The organism is Prevotella heparinolytica, from assembly GCF_004342845.1.
GTDB lineage: Bacteria > Bacteroidota > Bacteroidia > Bacteroidales > Bacteroidaceae > Bacteroides > Bacteroides heparinolyticus.
The window spans coordinates 64,690-83,015 of the sequence record NZ_SLXB01000012.1 but is presented as its reverse complement, the minus strand read 5'-3'; the positions used below and the strand labels follow the sequence as shown (position 1 = coordinate 83,015).

The following is an 18,326-nucleotide window of genomic DNA, read 5'->3' as shown; positions in this document are numbered from 1 at the left end:
CCCCCTCTCCTTACGTTTCTATTTTCAAATATTATCAGTTGAACGGAAATATTATCAGTTGAACGGAGCATAACCCGGATTTTGTACATATTTGCCTCCTGAAAAACCATACTGATTGTTCGGCACAGGATAATATTCGTCTTTTCCTCCCGAGAAACGCGCATTGACATAATAAATGCGTTTATCTGCTTCCGCCGCAATATATTTATTCATGACGGTTTCCGCTATTCCCCAACGAACCAAATCAAAAAAGCGTTCTCCCTCCAAAGCCTTTTCAAGACGCACCTCACGACGCAGAGCCTGACGGGCATACTCCTGATTCCAGCCATCGGCAGGATAAGGATTGACGAGGTAATTGGCCGCATTCTTGCTGCGGTCGTTGAAGTCTTTCACATATACACTGTTACGGGCACGATTGCGAATTTGATTAATCAACCCACGTGCAACTTCAAGACCATCGCCTTCATTGAGTTCGATAAGCGCCTCGGCCTTCCAGAGAAGAATATCCGCATAACGTATAATTTGCCAATTCAACTGCGAAGCACCCCAAGGCCAACCGTTAAACATATCGCTACTCTCGGGAGAAACCCAGAAACGCTTAGCACAATTGTAACCATAGGTTTCTTTGTCGCGCACCCATCCCTCGCATGGCTTTTCAGAATATGTTTTCCATGTGATATTGGGACGGCCTACCACAAAATCAAGACGCGGGTCGACATTGGGGGTAGTATTCTCCAGCGTGTAAACACCATTATTCAACACAGCCCAACTATAGTCGGCCTTCGATTGATAATTAAAATCGGGCAAACCTGCCGCATCCGTTTGGTAAGCGTTAATCAGGTCTTGGCTGGGCAAGAAGAAACCGTCGCCGCCATAAGGGCTGCCTCCGCCCGGAGAATTCAACAAATTACTCCAGTTGATGCGTCCGGCATTTTCTGTTCCATCATTCATGGAATACTGGATGGCAAAAACAGACTCTTTACCGTTTTCATTGGCTACAAGGTCCAAACCCTGAAAGTCGTTAAGCAAACCGTAACGGTTGCTGGCTGTAACCCGATCGCAAAGCGACACCACCTCTTTCAGTAAATCCTTATTAATAGAAGTTACGGCATGCGAAGCCTCGTCCTGTTGGTAGGCCCGATATAGCTTTATCTTGGCTGCATATGCCAAAGCAATATATTTATGAATACGTCCTACTTCGGGCTGAGACTCAGGGAGCTGCTCCGCAGCATCAAGCATCTCTTTGGCCAACTTACCCAAAACCTCGTCACGGGTAAACTCATTGTTCGGGATATCGGGATAACGGGTAAGCTCGACGTTCTCATCAAAATAAGGAATCTTGTTGAAAAGGCGGCTCAATTCAAAGTAATAATGGGCACGAAGCACTTTCATCTCGGCAATACGAGACGCACGACCGCTCACTTGTTCATCCGTTGCGCTATTCAACACACGCAAGGCAGAGTTGCAACGCTGCACACTGCAATACAGATGATACCATTTACTATCCAAGAATCCATTGGTTGCATCCATATCGAACGTCTCCATGCGGTGCACTTCGTTAAGGTCGCCAACACCGCCACCGCCTTTATAGGCATTATCCGAACGAACTTCACCATAAGTCCAGTTGGAAGTAGGATGACACCACACACTCCAGCTTTGTCCCTCCGGACCGCCTAAGGCCGCATATGCAGCATTCACAAGCAAATCGGCTCCCTCCGTTGAGGTCATTATAGCTTCGCTTAAGCTGCCTTGAGGCTTCAAGTCCAGAAAACTATCTTCGTTACAGCCTGCATTCATCAGCGCAGCAGCACCAAGTATATATAAATATTTCAATTTCATAATAGTATAGTTTTAGAGTTTAGAAACCAAATGATAAACCCAAAGAGAATGTACGAGGCAAAGGATAGGGATAGCCCAATCCTTCCGGATCAGCCCCGGTATAGCCGGTGATTGTGAACAGATTCTGCGCCTGAAAATAGACACGCGCATGACGCATCTTTATTTTGTCAAGAACGGCTTTCGGAAGTGTATAACCCAACGTAAGACTCTTCAACTTGATATATGAGCCGTCTTCAATATAAAACTCGGAGACTTCGTGTTCATTATTATTGTTGAGGGTGGTAAGAGCCGGCACACTGCCATTATAGACACCTGTTTTCTCAAAATTATTATAAGCATGCATGGCGTCGAGCAAGCGGGTTGAGTGGTTGCCGCTCCAACACTGGAACAAATCCGTATAGTATTTGGAGTTATTATAAGCATCGCGAACCATACCATTGAAGAACATGCTCAAATCAAAATTCTTCCACGACGCACCAAGGTTCAAGCCTACAATAACCTTTGGATTATCAGAGCCCAACCATACCCGGTCGTTCGTATTTATTTTATTATCTCCGTTTGCATCGACATACTTAACACGCCCCACACCGGGAGCACCGAACTGCACATCATATTTGGACTTATATTCGTCCACTTCTTGCTGTGTACGGAACACACCGTCTGTCTTGAAGCCCATCCATGAGCCGAAAGGCTGGCCCACCAACGTTTTGTCGATACCATTGCCCCCACCATAAGTGTAATAGATCTCTTCTGTCAAATCCGTAACCTCATTCTTATAATACGAAAGGTTGAATGAAGCGTTGTATCGGAAATCTTTAATCTGGTCATTCCAGCTCAAGGCCATTTCAAATCCCTTATTTGTCATCGTCCCACCGTTATACCAACTATAACCGCCTTCGCCAATAACGGCAATATATGGCTTCTCAACCAGCATGTCGCTCGTCTTCTTATCAAAATAATCGAGAGAAGCGTTTAAACGTCCATCCAAGAAAGCGGCATCCACGCCGATATTGAACTGTCGTGTACTCTCCCATTTCAAATCGGGATTCGTAGACCGCACCTTATATCCACCGGGAGCAAGAGTTGTCCCGTCGCTATTCATGTTATAGCTTGCATCTTTCAAACTAATCAGATATTTAGTATAAGGAGCTTCATTATCAATAATATCGTTACCGTTGATACCCCATGAAGCGCGCAATTTCAAGTCGGACAACCAATCTTTGGTTGTTTCCATAAATTTCTCGCTCGAAATACGCCAACCGGCCGAAACAGAAGGGAAATAATCCACATTATTACCTTTAGCCAAACGGGAAGAAGCATCACGGCGCACCGTAGCCGAAAGCAAATAACGTCCTTCATAATCGTAGTTCACTTTACCGAAATAAGACACCATACCGTAGTTGGAAGCACCGGCACCGACATTCTTGCCTGCAGTGACGCCATCCAGATAAATATAATCTTCTTTTTCCACAGCCAATCCCGTGCCATAACCGAACATGGACTCAGCATGATTTTTCTTCGCTTCCGTACCAAGGAGGGCAGTAAAGCTATTCTTTCCGAACACCTTATTATAAGTGACAGTATTTGTCCACACCCAGTCCAATTTTTTATGAGACGATTGAGTCAGTTTGTTGACGGCATCACGTGCCCATACAGGCTCAAAGTTCTTGTTGGTTTCATCATAAAAGTTCATACCGAAATTCGTTCGCAGCACTAAATCCTTAATCGGCTCTATTTCAAGGAAAGCATTACCGAAGATACGCCAATATCCATGCTTATTCCGTTTCTCGTTCTCAAGAAGCCGAGCCATATTGGGAGCATCGCCCAAAACATCATTAATGGCATCGTTATAGTTGCCGTCTTCATCATAAACGGTTTTAGCAGGATGCTGCTTGATGGCATTTTCGTCTATACCACCCGGACTTAACGTTTGTGTCCAACGGTTGATGGCCACGTTCTCGCCGATACGCAGACGATTGTCAAGATAATGATAGTTGGAGCTTATACGGGTATTGATGCGTTGGAATTCGGTATTCCTTACCAAACCTTCATGATCGAGGTAGTTCAACGCTAATGAGAAAGAACCATTATCAGAACCTTTTGAGAGAGTGGCACTATAGTTTTGCATCAATGCAGAATGATAAACCACATCACGCCAGTTGGTATCAACCGCATGCACTTTAACTCCATTCAACCCGATGTAGTCTTGAAGTTGCGGTGTAGCACCACTACCGTATATCTCACTGCTTGGTGTGGCGCCATTATTGGCATACTTATAGGCCGCCCAATAAACCTGCCCCCATTCGTCGGCATTCAACATATCAAACCCGCTCTGATAGGTCTGCAAAGTCAGCGACATATCAAAATCCACACGGGTTTCACCTTGTTTGGCACGTTTGGTCGTAATGATGATGACACCGTTGGCCGCCTGCGCACCGTATATGGAGGCAGAAGCCGCATCTTTCAGAACCTGAATGGATTCCACATCATTGGAAGAGAGAATGGATGAGATGTTCTCACGGGTCATCACACCATCAATCACGTACAAAGGGGAGTTGGCATCACCACGGAAAGACGACTTTCCGCGAACCAAAGTAGAGGTATTACCTCCTCCCGGAGTACCGTCTGTGGTGATGTTCATACCGGCCACACGCCCCTGCAAACTCGACAGCACGTTTCCGGTAGGTATATCCGCTACGTCTTTCATCTTTACTACGGCCACCGAGCCCGTCAGGCTGGCCTTTTTCTCGGCCATATAGCCGGTCACCACGACTTCATCAATCAATTGAGAGTCTTCTACCAACTCGACACGCAAGGTGGGTTGAGCCTTCACCGTGATTGTTTTATATCCGATATAAGATACCGACAGCATGGCACCCGAGGCCACAGTCAAGGTGAAATTTCCATCAATATCCGTGATTGTTCCATTGTTATTGGAACCTACTTCAATGACAGAAGCGCCTATAACGGTTTCTCCCGTCGATTTCTCGACCACAGTACCTTTTACTTGAATTTGTTGGGCAAAAGATCCAATGCCCGCAAAGAGCAGCACAATGATTGTGCAAATCCTGAGACTGATGCATTTTAACATACTTATTAGTTTAAAGTTTATAATGTATTCCCTTCAACTCAATTCATCAATCGAGTTTTATGTCTGCAAAAATAGAGCTAAGCCTTTCTCGGACATATAACAAATGTTACGAATGATAGCACTTTTGATACTTCCTACTCCGTAAGGCGTTGTGAAGGCATTTTGGGAAATAAAAAAGCCTTTGTGATACTGTTCTTTATATCCGGATACAGCTTAAGGAAACAGTTCCAAGTTTGATAGGAAACCGCCCTTGCTGCCTGAAGTGACCGGATATATGGAATGGCTGTGGGCTGTGTACACGGGATAAGGCGGATGTATTAGAGAAAGCGATGCGGTATATATCCTTAAATTAGCAGACAAAGTCTTTTCGTATATTCTTTAGATTTTTATCGTGCGCATACGTATATCTGCACGATAAAAATCCAAAGACGTTCAAATTAGGACACGACGCCCCTTTCCCCATTGGGGATTGGAATTCAAAAGCCACGAAAAAAATGGATCTATCCAAAAGAAAGTTTGTCATACGGCATGCCGGTATACAAATTCAGCCACCAGCTTCTTGCCGTCCTTGTCCATTTGGCGCATACGGCGGTAAAGTGGAAGACAAACTTCTTGATTCTTGACGTAGGCGATAAGCTGGTGAATACGGATGACACAGCTCTTATGAAATACGAGAAGAAATTCATGCAGAAGGCTGTCAGTATCATGTACACGGTGTTCTCTTTCAAGAAGGAGCATGACAGATGCTTCCATCCGAAGTCATTGTTGAGACGGTCGAAGTCGCGCTCTCTCGCCCCACGCTTGTTGTACGTTTCGATAACGTTCTTCTCTTCACTGTCCCAGTCATTGGTTATGATGTAGCGGTAGGTGTACCTGTCACCGAAAAGATCAGGTGTACTGTCCTTTTCCTTTGTCCGTTGCACTACAATGCGGTAATGGGAATCCTCCATGAACTGTGTTGACATAACCGAGGCCACTTCCGTTTCCTGCGAGCCTATCTCAACACGCTTCCATTCACGTATATCTTGTATACGGCTGTACATTGACGCACTGTGTATGGCCCGTATGTAGAATATGCGGCAGTTGCCGTCAACAGTCCTTATGATATCCTCCGAATAGGAGCCGCAATCGGCACGGAAGATGCCTATGTGCAAGCCGTATGAATGAAGCAGCTTGAAAGCCCTTGACAGTGTGTCAGCCTGATGGAACTTGACGGGTGTGTTGCCGTCACGGTTTTCGATGTACGCAATGATGCCATCTATTGAGACGACACCAGGGAAATAGCCGTAAGCTTGCTTGTACGAATACTTCGCATCGGCTTTTTCCGTCTTGACGAAAACATGGTCGAAATCCACGTTGACAGTCTGGCCGTATTTGAACAGTCCCATCTTCATGTTGAGTTTCATCAGAAGGTCATTGAGTCTTGGGTTGGTATTGAATCTGAACACATTGCCTGACGAAGACTTGTATTCCATGTCTTCATGGGAGAGTTCCTTTATGGCACGCCCGATTGTGTGGCTCGTCGGTATCCGGATTTCAGGTGATTCCCGCAGGTGGCACTCGCTTCTGTTGACATCTTCCACGCAGTCACCGCCACAATGAAACACGTCAGACATGGCTGACATTATCTCGTCCCACTGGTAGCCGTTGTAGGTAGAACTGCGAACACCAAGAGTGCCGTTGATGACTTTGTCAAGTGAAAGCGCATAAAAAGCCTTGCTTGCGCAATAAATTCCTCCAAAAGGAGTGATTTTCTCAGATTTTATGTTTACCTTTGCCACATGTCAGATATTCTTTATTTGAGTTTTAAGCAGCACTAAGGTAAGTGAATTTCCTGACATATGCAAGCATTGGGTAATTTATTGTTATCCAAAGACTTGCTTTCTTGTAAAATTATAAGTCTGCTAATTTAAGGTAATATATGACGAAAATGAAGAGATTCGCATTGGCAACCCTGTGTTTTGCTGCTATGAGCTTTGCAGGATGTACCGACAAGAGTGACAATCCCGTTGTCGATGATGATGTTGACATCGTGGTTATGCCGCTACCTGAAACCGACCAGATGGACCAGACTACAGCTCAACGAGTGACCATCTTGGGGTCTGGCTTCAGTCAGGTGGCAGAGGCTTTCATCCGCAGAGTAGAGCATCCGATGACAAGCATCACAGACGAGACGGATGCCATCTTGATAAAGGGAAGTGACATCAACGTACTTGCTAACGATGATAGTGTGGCACCCGACATAATGGAGGCCATTCGACAAGGGAAGAAACTCATCATCGACCAACCCACCGTCAGACAGATGCGCACGGCAGCATGGCTTGTGTTCTTCCAGACATATCCGGCAGAGAGCAACGATGAGTATGTTCATATAGACACGGGAGGGGAGGAACACGAGGACCATGTGTGCTACGACATGATTGCAATTGACGCAGACGGCAACATTTACACGTTGAATGACATCTTCGACGAAGATGATGGCGAGCCAGAACAGGAACTGACACCCTACCTGAACGGACTCCATGCCGACCCTTTGGCAGCTTGGCTCAACGAACAGGCAGAGGGCAATAATGCCATGTCGGCAAGAGCCGCTACCCGTGGCGCATCGGGCGATCTGGCATCGAAAATGACGGCACAGAACGTCACACGTTCCTACACACTGAAGCCATCGAATGGGTATGAGTCAAGGCTAACGAACCGCTCCTGTGTGTTCACCATCTCGACAAACATCTGGGCGGCCTACAAATACGATGAGGATGCCGACTACTATCTCATAGAGCAGACCGTGCTGGGCAACAGCAGTAACTTCTGGATAGGCAGTTGGAAAGGCGGGAATTGGAACTATCAGGGATTCTTCCTGTCGAGGGAAATTGTGAGCAACACCCTGCGCAAAGACAGCCATGGCACACTGCTGAAGAACAGTGAAGGGGCGGTTCTGATAGACTACTCGCCAACCAGCACGACAGGACAGCACTCCACGACCGTTGAGGAGAGCTGGAATCTGTCTGGCTCTGTGGGAGTGTCTGGCTCTGGTGTCGAGGGTGTGCTGTCTGGTGGCGTGGGTGGCAGCATCAGCAACACCTATACCACGGAGGACATGACCATCACGGCACTCTCGATGAACGACGACAACTGCCTGAACAACGCCGCCTGGCAGTACGACATCAATACCAACAACTACGATTTCAGCGGCTGGAGTGGTTATTCGTTCCGTACACCTCCCATACTTGGAACCAACGCCTTCAAGTCGGCACAATGCTGGCTGTGGAAGGTGGAACACCCCAAGAACTATGGAGACATCATCCTGCATGTGTTTCTGGGCTTCGACCACTCGTTCAACAGCTATCGCAACAAGACTTTCAGCAGCTACAGCGAGAATGGGAATTTCTTCAACGGCTGGTATAAGCAGGACATCATTATTCGTCCACCATATCGTGAGACTATCAGCAAATGAAGGGGTATATGAAGAAGTACAAGGATTGGATAGGAGGCTTCCTCAGCAACCTTCTCGCCACCGTGCTGGGCATCGTGCTGACATTCGGCACGACTTGGTGGATTGAGCGGAGCCGACAGGTAGATGCTGCGGAGGAGACGGTGGAGCGTTGCCTTGCCAATATGGAGCGGCGTGGTGAAAGCTTGGAGGGTCTTGTGAAGATGATGATAAGCCAAGACTCCATTTTGCAAGTTGTCACCTCGCGCTGGCCTGATGTCTCTGACGACACGCTCAGCTTGTTCAAGGACGTGTTCGGCTCAACCAATTTCACGCTCCATGACCACTCCGCCGAAAGCGTGTTCAAGGGCAGTTATGAGAATGCGCACATATTGGGCCGTTTCGCCGAAAACCTCGGATTCGGCTTCGAGTATCTTGATTGGATGGAGCAGAGATGCCAGCACGTTGAGGACTTGCGGCAGGAAACATTACGCCAAATCCTGACTGACCCACGTTTTAGCAGCACCCAGACCGACAGGGAGAAGGTCCGGCTGATGCTCGATATGCCCGAAGTGCGCTACTTTATCTTGCAGCATGGCGGCTGGGCCAACTCGTTGGAAAAGAGCTTGCCAGTATATCAAGAAAAAATTCTCCCGTTCCTGCACAAGTTGTGGAATGGCGAGGTTGAAGATACAGAAATAGATTTCAGCATATAACAATTTAAACAACACTTCGATTATGAAAAAGAATCTCATGACGCTTGCAGCCGTCCTCCTTGCTGCAATGATTACAACCACTGTGTTCACGGCCTGCGGCAGTGATGATGACGATGACACACAATACATCGTCAGTTACACCGCCGACGGTAATCTTACATCATCCTCAACGTCGCTCGACATGGATGCCTTGCTGATTATTCCAGGATTCAACTCGGCCATTTCGTCGGCACTCGGAGGAAGCACGTATGTCACCTCATCGAACACTACGGAGAAAGACGCTGCCGTGAAGAGTGCCTGCGATGCCTATTACTCGACAGCCAAGGCAAGCTACAATGCCACTGGCCAGGTGACCATCACCAAGACCATCCTGAAAACGGGAGACAGCAGTTACAACCAGACCTCTACACTGGCCACCTACACATTTGAATAGAGATTGCGGTCATGAAGCAAATAGCATTACTATTCCTCCTCTCGGTTGCAGCCATAGTCTCTGCAAAGCCGGGCGACAACGCTGCAACAGGAAAGGGCGACACCATACAGTTACCCACCTACAAGGGTGCCTATCCGTATGATGTCATCACATTCAAACCCTTTCTGATGACCGTTGGCCCAAACTACGTGACGGGTGCTCCGTCGTGGGATGGCAAGGGACTGCACGTTGGCGTACAGTCTGGCGGCTACGAGCTGACTTCCGATGTCGTGGAGCGTGACTTTGTGGCTCCAGAGTCGTCCTCGTTGGTCTTTCAGGCCATCGACATGTATGGCGACACCGCCATGAGCGTGACAACGAAAGCCGTGCAGGAATATTTCACCGACCTGCAGGACTTCGGGCTGGCGTGGGGACAAAACAAAGATGCCTTAATCCTTGGCAGCACCATAATGCGCGGGGGCAGCTATCAGATAAATCTCTCCGTCGTCCCCGACATCTTTATTTTGACAGACACCATGGACGTGAAGGACGAGGCGGGCATTCGCATTGCCCCATTCGAAAGCAAGCTGGGCATGGACGTGGACTTTCTTGCACATATCACAACGGGCTATCCCTACAACCCCGACACGCTGACGGGCAATGAGACACTCCGATGGGTGGTGTCGCGGATGAACAGCGATTCCACTTACACCACAATCCTTGAGGGCAACAAAAAACTGCGCCTCAAAGATACGGCAAAGCCGCTCTTGGCAGGACTCGACTCGATGGCCTTTAGGCTGGAGAAGCCCAGAGTGGGACGCTATAAGATAGACTTCACGTCCGACTTCCCCGCAGCCAACATCACTACGGCCTTTGACGTGCAGGACACACTCAGAGCCACCTTCAAGCTCGACCGTGACACCTACGTTTACGATAAGGACAGCACGGCACTGCTCCATGTGGCGATGGACTACAAGTACCCCCACATTGCCGCAACAAAGGATTATCCTGTGCCTACCATCCGCATCTTTGCCGAACTGAACGACTCCAAGGACTCGCTCATCATCAGCAGTGACACGCTTGCCGTAAAAGACCTGAATTACACTGGCGACTGGAGGGTCAGATATAAGCCTGTTGCCAAAGGGAATAGCACTGATACACAATATCTACGGTTAATCGTTGATTTTAACGGTGGCGTGCAATGCACCGATTCGCTTCCCATGCGATTCTCAAGCACAACAGAGATAAGTGCTGTAAAGACAAAGAGCGAAGAAACTTCCGCTTGTTCATATAATTTGAGCGGCCAGAAAGTATCGACAAACTACAAAGGCATCGTGATTCGGCGTGGGAGGAAGTACCTGAACAGATAGCATTTATAGAAAGAAACAACAACCGCAGGGCAATAAGATTCCTGCGGTTGTTGCGTTATAGCCTTGGCCTGCGTCGCTTCTTACGCTGCATCCGTCGGCGAAACTCTTCTTCTGTAGGGTCGAGGCGGGATTGGTCGTGTCGAACAATCCTAAAGAGGGCACTACAATAGATGCCTCAGAACGGCAAGCAGATTCTGACACTGTCTCTTGTCTGGGCTGCTCGTTGTGGCTAATCGTATTCTGATAAACCTGTTTCTTCCGTTCTTTTTCTGCATTCGTATTGAGTTTGGACAGCACAAATTGGAACGTCGGTCCGCGTCTGATTTGTGATGCTTTGAAATTCCTGCCGTCCTTGGTGAAGCGCATCCCTTGAGCGTCATTCAAGTCGCGACTGCCGCTTTTGCGCATGACAAGTTCCAGCTTGACACCATCTTGGGCAAGTCGCTGATTGAACTCTTTCAGCGATGTACAAGTCATTAGAGCCTTGCCGACAACGTGATATATCTCATATTTCGTCCTCTCCGCTCCCCTTAACCGCCTAGTTTTAGTCTTTGCCTTGCCTGTTCCGTAGGTCAGTCCGCACTTGTCTTTAAGCCGTTTCGTTACCTTTTCGTTTCGCCTAAAATCGTTTTGGTCGGTGATAGTTTTGCCGTGATAGTCAATGCGGTTATAGACCAGATGGCAGTGGGGATTGTCGTTGTCGTGATGTCGGACAAGGAGAAACTGAGTGTCCTTGATACCCATCATCTCCATGTATTCAAGGGCAATCTTGGTCATCATCTAATCGGTCAGTTTGTCCTTGTCCTCTGGTTTGAAGCTAAGAGCGATGTGGCCTACTGGCTTTGAAATCCTTGTGTTCATCTGTCGCTGAAACTCGAAGCTCTCCGTGATGCTGTCCACTGAGCCGATCAACACACCATCGGAGGCGAGGATGGTTGCGCCCTCCTTGCCTGTCACATACTGCACACATCCACGAAAGGATGCCGCCTTCATTATCTTGCCTATCATCTTCTCTCTCCTTGGTGGTTTTGTCTATACTTCCTGATGATGTCGCTCATGTTGTTCAGAACGGCATCCAGTTTTATCGATACCTTAAATTAGCAGACAAAGTCTTTTCGTATATTCTTTAGATTTTTATCGTGCGCATACGTATATCTGCACGATAAAAATCCAAAGACGTTCAAATTAGGACACGACGCCCCTTTCCCCATTGGGGATTGGAATTCAAAAGCCACGAAAAAAATGGATCTATCCAAAAGAAAGTTTGTCATACGGCATGCCGGTATACAAATTCAGCCACCAGCTTCTTGCCGTCCTTGTCCATTTGGCGCATACGGCGGTAAAGTGGAAGACAAACTTCTTGATTCTTGACGTAGGCGATAAGCTGGTGAATACGGATGACACTGCTCTTATGAAATACGAGAAGAAATTCATGCAGAAGGCTGTCAGTATCATGTACACGGTGTTCTCTTTCTAGAAGGAGCATGGCAGATGCTTCCATCCGAAGTCATTGTTGAGACGGTCGAAGTCGCACTCTCTCGTCCCACTGGTAGCCGTTGTAGGTAGAACTGCGGACACCAAGAGTGCCGTTGATGACTTTGTCAAGTGAAAGCGCATAAAAAGCCTTGCTTGCGTAATATATTCCTCCGAAAGGAGTGATTTTCTCAGATTTTATGTTTGCCTTTGCCATATGTCAGATATTCTTTATTTGAGTTTTTGCAGCACTAAGGTAGTGAATTTCCTGACACATGCAAGCATTGGATAATTTATTGTTATCCAATGACTTGCTTTCTTGTAAAATTATAAGTCTGCTAATTTAAGGTATATAGAAAAACGGTGCGATGCACGGAGAAAAGTTGTTCGGTACACGTATATTCCTTTGTTCGCACCGCGCGAATATAAAAACGCAGTGCGCGAACAGACAAACGCACCGTGCGAACAAGTGTTCGCAAGGCGGAAACAAAGATTCCTAATAGTGCGATTCAAACTCAAACTCCTCCGCGCACCGGTATCCTTCTTCATAAAGGTCTGTCAACTTTCTGATATTGCGTTCTATGCGGTTTACTTCTATCGGATTACGCGGACGTATCACAGTGATTTCTCCGGCTTCCTCCATCTGCTCCACCAAGTCCAGTTGCTCGTTGTAGACCACACTGCGGCGGTTGATGGCTTCGCGAAGCTGCGGATACCTCTTATATATAAATGGAGGAACTTTCGTCCCTTTAACCTCTTTACGATAACCACGATTGCGCGTCAGCACCACCACATTGTTGGTGAAGCCATCATGCCGGACACGCATCACCGGAATGCTGTCGACAATACCACCATCGAGCATCGGGATGTTGTCCACATAGGTTATGGGGCAGACAAAAGGCAGGCTGCTCGAAGCCCTTACAATATCTATGAGACGTTCTTTACACTGCTTTTCCTCGAAATAGTTGGCCTCGCCCGTCGTGCAATTGGTGGTCACCATGACAAAACGCTCCGGACAACGGAAATAGGCCTCATAATCATAAGGCAGTATATGCTCGGGAAACTCCTGAAACAGCAGATCGAAATCCATGATATTGCGTTTCTTCAACAGATGCCTCAACCCTATGTACTTGTACTTCTCCAGCAAATCGATGTTGCTGTATTTGGCACGTCCGCGCTGACCGGACATATAAGAAAGCCCGTTGCAGGCTCCTGCACTGACACCGATGGCATAGGGAAAGCGAATGCCACGGTCCATAAAACTGTCGAGGACACCACAAGTGAAGACACCGCGCATGCCTCCGCCTTCTAATACAAGTCCGCTTTGCGAGGTGAGAGATATAGCGTGCCGATTCATATTATAAAAAACAGATTAATTGTTATTTAAATGTCATTTTGCGCCTCAAAGATAAACTTTGTTCATAATATTCTAATTATATTTGTGCCATCAAACTAATTATTCATATATTAATTAATCAAAATGAAAAAACCTATACTGATTGCCGCTTTGGGATTGCTGAGCCTGAACATGACAGCTCAGGATGCCCCGGAAACAGACAAGCCGGAAGAAGGCTTCGTGTTTACAACCGTCAAAGAGTTGCCCATCACTTCTATCAAGAATCAGAACCGTGCCGGTACGTGCTGGAGCTATTCCGGTATAGCTTTCCTTGAATCGGAACTGCTGCGTATGGGAAAAGGAGAATACGACTTCTCCGAAATGTATATCGTGCACAAGACTTATCTGGATCGTGCAGATGCTGCCGTGCGTACTCATGGAGATGTTTCCTTCTCACAAGGCGGTTCTTTCTATGACGTGATATATGGCATGAAGACATTCGGACTGGTGCCCGAAGAGACCATGCGTCCGGGCGTAATGTACGGCGATACGCTGAGCAACCACACAGAACTTTCGGCAGTTTCAGACGCCGTGGTAGCTGCCATTGCCAAAGGAAAACTGCGTAAGTTGCAGACCGATGCCGGCCGCCAACCTTTGTGGAAAAAGGCTATCTCCGCCATCCACAACATCTATTTGGGCGAGTGTCCTGAGACATTCACTTATCAAGGGAAAACATACACCCCGCAGTCTTTCTACCAATCTACCGGTCTGAATCCTGACGACTACATCTCACTGACTTCCTACACCCATCATCCGTTCTATGAATCGTTTGTTCTTGAAATTCAGGACAATTGGCGCTGGGCACGCTCGTACAACCTGCCCATCGACGAGTTGATGCAGGTATTCGACAATGCCATTGCCAATGGTTATCCCATCGCGTGGGGAGCCGATGTCAGCGAAGACGGATTTACCCGCGATGGCGTCGCTGTGATGCCCGATGCAGACAAAGTACAGGAACTCAGTGGTTCGGACATGGCTCACTGGCTGAAGATGAAACCCGCAGAGAAGAAGCTGAACAGCAAGCCCCAGCCTCAGAAATGGTGCACGCAGGAAGAACGCCAGGAGGCCTACGATAATTGGGAAACCACCGATGACCACGGCATGCTGATATACGGTACCGCCAAAGACCAAGAAGGAAACGATTACTATATGGTAAAGAACTCTTGGGGCAAAGCCGGAAAATATGAAGGTTTGTGGTATGCTTCCAAAGCTTTTGCCCGCTACAAAACCATGAACATCTTGGTGAACAAAAAAGCGCTTCCCAAAGAAATTGCCAAGAAACTTGGCTTGAAGTAAATCAATCAATTGGCAAGAAAAAGAGCTTCTTGATTCAGGCAGAAGAACATAAGAACAGGAAAAGATAGACGTTTAGATTTAGGGCTGAGCCATTTCCCGTTTCTTTCAGTACGCTGTTCTTAAAGCCTGTTTGAATTTTACTCAAAAGAATACAGAGTAAAATTCAAACAGGCTCTTATGTGCTTCTGCTTTTTTATTTTCTCCCACCGGGGAATCCACCCCCACCGGAAGTGCTTCCCACCGACGTCACCATACTGCTTGCCGTAAAAGTTCCGATTTGTGTGCCGACTTTATAAGTGCCACCCGTAGTCAGACCGCAATAGGAGTTACCGCCACTCACACTGCCACCGGTATATATCGTGTATCCGGTGTCATGTGCCAGTTTGGCACTGCTGAAGAGCATTGTCATTTGGCTATAAGCACGCGGAAGGGTGAAAGACATGACATGCGTACCGTCCGACGCTGCCACACTGACAAGTGTACCGCCACTACCCGAACCTCCGTAGACTACGGAACGTTGCGTGCATACACTGCTTGTAGGCATACTGGTGCTGCCACCCACACCAATCAGTGTGCCACCTGTAATCTTGAACGTATTTTGATCGCAGTCGAAGCCTTCTTCGGGACTGGCAGTTCCGCACGATACGATTGTTCCTCCTGTCACGGTAAGCGTACCGTTGGAATCAATGCCATCATTGCCGCTACTATAGCAGTAAACAGTACCACCATTCACAGCGATGCTTGTAGTGGCATTGATACAGTCGTCATAAGCATAAACACGCACATCTCCGTTGTTGATGACAAGCGTACTCTTACTTTCGATACCTTCGCTGCCTTCACCTCCGGTAGTGCGTACCCATACGCTACCGCCCGAAATGGTGAGTATCCCGTCTGCCTTTAAGCCTTTAGGCGAAGAGTCAAGGCTGCCGTAGATGTATTGCTTGCCGGTGGTAATAATTCTCAGCATACCGTCGGTCATGGTAAACATGCCGTCGCAGTTAATACCCTTGCCTGCCGCACCGGTACTCTTGATGAATACGGAAGCTCCGCTCACGGTCAGGTTGCCGTCGCATTTTATACCGGCAGCAGAACTAAGGTCATTATCGTCAGAATCATATTCGGCATCTCCCAAAGTAAGAAGTATCATCTGTCCGCCACTAAGGGTAATATCCGTCGTAGCTTTAATGCCCTTGGAGGCAGTACCCGTAATGTTTGCTTTCAGCAATCCGCCACGAATATCGATACCTCCCTCCTCGCAATCCAGCCCATCACCGGAAGGTGTGAGTTTGAGCAATCCCCCTCCCACGATGATATTCTCATTGGCATGCAAAGCATCTTTGGGGGCTGAAGCCACCACGATACGGCTGCCGCTACGCAAACGGATGTAATCATCGCTACAAATGCCATGTTTATAGTTACCATTCACTGTAAGTAATCCGGTTCCGCTAAAGATGAGCTGCCCCTCGGCAAACAAGCAAGCCTTCTGATCCTCACCATCCACATTGTTGGTATATGAAACAGCATCGGTCAGGTTGTTTACCGTACCCGCAGCACTCTCCACAAAGATGCGTTTCTTGCTCTGAATGTTGATGGCAGCCCCTTTCGTACTGGTCAGACTCACTCCGTCAAGGGTAAGCTTGAATTTCTTTTCGCTATAAACCTTCAATGCGCCGTCTGATGCAGAACCGCTAAGCTGATACTCCACACCTCCCACGGTAGAGTTTACAGTGACATAAGCCCCCTCTACAGTGACTGTGACGCCCGCAACATCTCCCGATACGGTAGCAGAACCGTCGGCATATACAATTTTTATCACCGAAGAAAAAGCGGAGTTCTCCACATAATCGTCATACTCATCGTCAGAACTGTCGGTAACAACCGTTTCAGCAGCATCCACAAATGCATCGTCTGCCACATCGTCCCATGACACATCAAAGTTGAGCGAATAGACTGATGCGAGCGATCCCCCGGAAGAATTCTCCTCTCCACCACTTGCACTACCGCTTTCCTGCGTATCGCTATCATTCCAATCCCCTATGGGATCATCCGTTGCACATGCCACGCACAAGCAAAGGCATGTAGCCATTAAAATCTCTTTTTTCATATCGCTTGGTTTTAAATAAACTCTAACTTTCCACAGCGAATATAGCGGGAAGAGGCAACGAAAAGAAATAATTTCTACCAACAGGTCTTTTTTCTATACGAATAAGCTTCTTTTTCCTTCTTGCTCAGATTTTAGCGGTTTGTGCATTTTTCACCCCTTTTTCTTGCCAAACTCAACTCTTTGCGTAAATTTGCACGCTGATAATGAGTTAACCGGACAAATTCAGTAGCAGGAATTCTTCTCTCACTACTCCTATTTCCCCGGTACTGACAGAGAAACACTAATACTAATAACTAATAGCATGAGTTTGAAAATTGTTGTATTGGCAAAACAAGTTCCCGACACACGCAACGTCGGGAAAGATGCCATGAAAGCCGACGGAACCATCAACCGCGCGGCGCTACCCGCCATCTTCAACCCCGAAGACCTGAACGCTCTTGAACAAGCCCTTCGACTGAAAGATGAACATCCGGGCTCTACCGTGACCCTTCTGACCATGGGGCCGGGACGGGCAGCCGAAATTATTCGTGAAGGACTTTACCGTGGTGCCGACAACGGCTATCTGCTGACCGACCGCGCTTTTGCCGGTGCAGATACCCTTGCCACGTCGTATGCCCTTGCCACTGCCATCAGAAAAATAGGCGATTGTGATATAATCGTCGGCGGACGCCAAGCCATCGACGGCGATACGGCACAAGTAGGGCCGCAAGTGGCCGAAAAATTAGGACTGACACAGGTGACCTATGCGGAAGAGATTCTGGATGTGGACAAAGCTGTCGGGAAAATCACCGTGAAACGTCATATCGACGGCGGTGTGGAGACCGTGGAAGCTCCTCTGCCTATCGTCATCACCGTGAACGGGAGTGCGGCTCCCTGCCGTCCGCGCAACGCCAAGCTGGTGCAGAAATACAAACGTGCCCTCGGTGCACAAGAGAAAGCAGCCATTGCCAAAGAGGGCGCCGAATTGGCTTATGCCGACCTTTATGAGAAATATCCCTATCTGAACATCACGGAGTGGAGCGTTGCCGACGTCGAGGGCGACCTTGTGCAATGTGGTCTGAGCGGTTCGCCCACCAAAGTGAAAACCATTCAGAACATTTCATTCCAAGCCAAAGAAAGCAAAACGCTGACAGGCAGCGACAAGGATGTGGAAGATTTGATTGTTGAACTGTTAGCCAACCATACGATAGGATAAGATT

Annotated in this window: 13 protein-coding genes and 1 pseudogene; 7 read left to right on the top strand and 7 right to left on the bottom strand. The window is 47.7% G+C overall.

Annotated features, from left to right (window positions below):
• Positions 1-54: 54 nt before the first annotated feature.
• From EV202_RS07700 to EV202_RS07690, 3 genes are all read right to left on the bottom strand, one after another.
• Entirely contained in the window at positions 55-1,839 is a 1,785-nt protein-coding gene (locus EV202_RS07700; protein WP_131926505.1) for a RagB/SusD family nutrient uptake outer membrane protein, read from the bottom strand.
• Between the two features lie 19 nt (positions 1,840-1,858).
• On the bottom strand, positions 1,859-4,930 hold the full coding sequence (locus EV202_RS07695) for a SusC/RagA family TonB-linked outer membrane protein (RefSeq protein WP_131926503.1): 3,072 nt from the start codon (positions 4,928-4,930) through the stop codon (positions 1,859-1,861).
• Positions 4,931-5,430: 500 nt separating this feature from the next.
• A complete protein-coding gene (locus tag EV202_RS07690; RefSeq protein WP_131926501.1) occupies positions 5,431-6,711 on the bottom strand; it encodes an IS1380 family transposase in 1,281 nt (426 codons plus the stop codon).
• Positions 6,712-6,860: 149 nt separating this feature from the next.
• Between EV202_RS07690 and EV202_RS07685 the strand changes: the two genes are divergently transcribed.
• The 4 genes from EV202_RS07685 to EV202_RS07670 are packed head-to-tail and all read left to right on the top strand — an operon-like array spanning position 6,861 to position 10,858.
• Positions 6,861-8,384, top strand: coding sequence for a hypothetical protein (locus EV202_RS07685; RefSeq protein ID WP_129588282.1), 1,524 nt, complete (start codon positions 6,861-6,863; stop codon positions 8,382-8,384).
• Positions 8,385-8,392: 8 nt separating this feature from the next.
• Positions 8,393-9,076, top strand: a complete 684-nt coding sequence (locus EV202_RS07680; RefSeq protein WP_131926499.1) for a hypothetical protein — start codon at positions 8,393-8,395, stop codon at positions 9,074-9,076.
• A gap of 22 nt (positions 9,077-9,098) precedes the next feature.
• Entirely contained in the window at positions 9,099-9,509 is a 411-nt protein-coding gene (locus EV202_RS07675; RefSeq protein ID WP_131926497.1) for a hypothetical protein, read from the top strand.
• A gap of 11 nt (positions 9,510-9,520) precedes the next feature.
• Positions 9,521-10,858 carry a hypothetical protein gene (locus tag EV202_RS07670; RefSeq protein ID WP_106040732.1) on the top strand — a complete coding sequence of 446 codons (1,338 nt, stop codon included), beginning with the start codon at positions 9,521-9,523 and terminating at the stop codon, positions 10,856-10,858.
• 3 nt (positions 10,859-10,861) lie between these two features.
• Here EV202_RS07670 and EV202_RS07665 read toward each other — a convergent pair.
• Positions 10,862-11,851 (bottom strand): annotated as a pseudogene (locus EV202_RS07665) (relaxase/mobilization nuclease domain-containing protein).
• A 283-nt stretch (positions 11,852-12,134) separates the two neighbouring features.
• Between EV202_RS07665 and EV202_RS07660 the strand changes: the two are divergent.
• Entirely contained in the window at positions 12,135-12,335 is a 201-nt protein-coding gene (locus EV202_RS07660; protein WP_131926495.1) for a hypothetical protein, read from the top strand.
• 30 nt (positions 12,336-12,365) lie between these two features.
• Here EV202_RS07660 and EV202_RS07655 read toward each other — a convergent pair whose 3' ends face one another.
• Together EV202_RS07655 and EV202_RS07650 are read right to left on the bottom strand one after the other, a co-directional pair.
• Positions 12,366-12,548 (bottom strand): hypothetical protein, encoded by a 183-nt coding sequence (locus EV202_RS07655; protein ID WP_106040734.1) that lies wholly within the window; start codon positions 12,546-12,548, stop codon positions 12,366-12,368.
• Between the two features lie 279 nt (positions 12,549-12,827).
• On the bottom strand, positions 12,828-13,688 hold the full coding sequence (locus tag EV202_RS07650) for a patatin-like phospholipase family protein (RefSeq protein ID WP_131926493.1): 861 nt from the start codon (positions 13,686-13,688) through the stop codon (positions 12,828-12,830).
• 123 nt (positions 13,689-13,811) lie between these two features.
• On the opposite strand from EV202_RS07650, the gene EV202_RS07645 reads away from it, so the two are divergent.
• Positions 13,812-15,023, top strand: coding sequence for a C1 family peptidase (locus EV202_RS07645; RefSeq protein ID WP_106070011.1), 1,212 nt, complete (start codon positions 13,812-13,814; stop codon positions 15,021-15,023).
• A gap of 193 nt (positions 15,024-15,216) precedes the next feature.
• Here the strand turns inward: EV202_RS07645 and EV202_RS07640 are convergent, their stop codons facing one another.
• Positions 15,217-17,127, bottom strand: coding sequence for a carbohydrate-binding domain-containing protein (locus EV202_RS07640; RefSeq protein WP_131926490.1), 1,911 nt, complete (start codon positions 17,125-17,127; stop codon positions 15,217-15,219).
• Positions 17,128-17,428: 301 nt separating this feature from the next.
• Here EV202_RS07640 and EV202_RS07635 point away from each other — a divergent pair, with 301 nt between their 5' ends.
• Positions 17,429-18,322: an electron transfer flavoprotein subunit beta/FixA family protein gene (locus tag EV202_RS07635; protein WP_106070009.1), complete on the top strand. Its 894-nt coding sequence runs from the start codon at positions 17,429-17,431 to the stop codon at positions 18,320-18,322.
• Positions 18,323-18,326: the final 4 nt, after the last annotated feature.